The 2,269-nt window shown below is 30.2% G+C and carries 3 protein-coding genes and 1 pseudogene; all 4 read right to left on the reverse strand.

Annotated features, from left to right (window positions below; all coding sequences use genetic code 11):
* A pseudogene (sasK, locus tag IDG60_RS11455) lies at positions 1 to 271 on the reverse strand (LPXTG-anchored surface protein SasK); the annotation flags it as partial.
* 15 nt (positions 272 to 286) lie between these two features.
* Positions 287 to 1,363, reverse strand: a complete 1,077-nt coding sequence (locus IDG60_RS11460; RefSeq protein WP_000161220.1) for a trypsin-like serine peptidase — start codon at positions 1,361 to 1,363, stop codon at positions 287 to 289.
* 342 nt (positions 1,364 to 1,705) lie between these two features.
* On the reverse strand, positions 1,706 to 2,089 hold the full coding sequence (gene panD / locus IDG60_RS11465; protein ID WP_000621532.1) for an aspartate 1-decarboxylase: 384 nt from the start codon (positions 2,087 to 2,089) through the stop codon (positions 1,706 to 1,708).
* A 1-nt stretch (position 2,090) separates the two neighbouring features.
* The coding region (locus IDG60_RS11470) for a pantoate--beta-alanine ligase (RefSeq protein ID WP_481906089.1) at positions 2,091 to 2,269 on the reverse strand (179 nt) is incomplete at its 5' end.

A 2,269-nucleotide genomic window follows, 5' to 3' on the forward strand; every position in this document is an offset into this window, starting at 1 on the left:
CTTTTGCCTTTACCGCATTATTCGGCACCTCATTATCATCTTTCAACTGCTTGATAACATCTGGATCTTTCGTGCCATCTATTAAATTATCAAGTTTTTTCACACGTGCTATGTCACTAACTGGCCCTGGATAATTTGCATCCGGTTGTCTAACTGGTATTAAATTGCTGTTTTCATTCACACCTTCAGGTTTGTTATTTTCGGCGTTCGCATTATCCGTAAAAATCAACACTGATAAAATTGCAACAAATAAACTTATAACTTTTTTCATCTTATTCATCCTTTCCTATTTTACTACCTTAATATCATTGCTATTAAAGTAACCCATCCATCTATTTTTTTCGTCGTATAAAGAGTAATATTTATACCCATTTGGAATATTGTAATAGAGTTTAGCTGTGTACGCTTTATCTTTTTTAATTAATTTATTATCACCCTTTTTTGTAATTTCAATGTTTTTCCAATATATATACTTACTTTTAATTACTTTCACTTTCTTATTATATGGATGACTTCTATACTTACCTATCCAATAATTTATGTAATCTAATTTTAAATCATTTATTCTCACGCCTGAATTATGATTATATCTGCCGTATGCATGTACTCCGATGATATTGTTTTTTGAATCTCTTATCGCACTACCACTTTGTCCTGAAAATGTGTCTACCGTATAATACATTTCATTCTCATCAAAACTTTCTAATTTCCCTTTACCTTTATATTGTCTGTTGTCTGACTTGTCTCCTGGAAATCCAGAAATTTCAATATTTTCACCTTTGCTAATGTGTGTGTTCAAAGTTAAGTAACCTGTTTTATTTCCTAAATTACTATTTAACTTAATAATTGCTATATCTTCTTTTGTAGGAGCATTATTAATCCAAGTTTTAGATACAAAAAACTTATGCGAAAAGGCCTTTCCTATTGTATATGTTTGCCCATTTACTCCAGCATAGACATCAATCTTTTTAGCCCAACCCTTATCGTCTTTAGAATAGACATTATGAGCCGCTGTCAATACAATGTCCTTACCAATCATAGTACCGGTGCCTTTATATACACGGTTATTTGAAAACGTCATATTTAATAATACAGTCTGCTTATAAGGTCTTTGTAAAATATTATTAACAACCGTTCTTTGATCTTTACCGAAAACTCGCTCAGTTAAGGGCGTACTATAATCACCTACTTCATAAAGCTCATTTTGATTACGTTCAATTGTTCCTGATTCAAAATTATTATCACTACCATTTTCTGAATTGACGATAGGATTATTATCAGCTAAGACAAAACTTTCACCATAATAACTAGAAACAATTACTACTAACAAAATCAAAAATGATATTTTAAAAATTTTTGTCATAGGCATTCCTCCTTTAATCTATATTATTTTTATCTATTTCATATAATTTTATTATATAATTGCTATCAATTCAATATTTTTACTTCACGAAACTAAACAACATGTCATTAACTTATCTCGTTAAGTTAAGAATTCTATTTTCTACCAAATAAATTCTGAATACTGTTTTAGATAATCAATTCGCAAAACTATTTCTTTATAAATATGTCCATCATTTAACACTGATAAAATTGCAACGATAATACCTTTACTTCTATTACGCTAACCCAATTGGCATAAAAATAAAAACCCCTAATGGATAACTACATTGTTATCTACTAGAGGTTTCTAACTTATACTATTTTATAACACTATCGTATTTTCTTTTTCATGAATCATTTCAATAATGACATTGTCTTCATTCATTACTGCTACTTTAGGAGCATGGTTTTTAATTTCTTCTTCATTTAACTGTGCATAAGTCATGATTATGACTACATCGCCTACTTCAACAAGTCTTGATGCTGCACCGTTCAAACAAATTTTACCACTACCTCTTTCACCAGCTATTACGTATGTTTCAAAACGTGCACCATTATTATTATTCACGATGGCTACTTTTTCATTTGGCAAGATGTCTACCGCTTCCAAAATATCTGAATCAATCGTAATACTACCTACATAATTTAAATTTGACTCAGTCACTCTTGCTCTATGAATTTTAGCATTCATCATTGTTCTTATCACTTTATTCAGCTCCAATTATTATATTATCTATTAAACGCGCTTTTGAAAATTTGACAGCTAACGAGATAAATATGCGTCCAGTTATTTCGTGTTGTTCTACTAATTGAGGATAACTATAAACAGCAACTTCTTCAATGCGTCCACTTATATGTGATTCAAGATATTCAGTAACCCTGTCTA

The organism is Staphylococcus sp. EG-SA-2 (assembly GCF_017152085.1).

Coding starts and splice junctions, on each gene's coding strand:
- IDG60_RS11460 (WP_000161220.1), bottom strand. CDS start 1,363: ATGACAAAAATTTTTAAAATATCATTTTTGATTTTGTTAGTAGTAATT.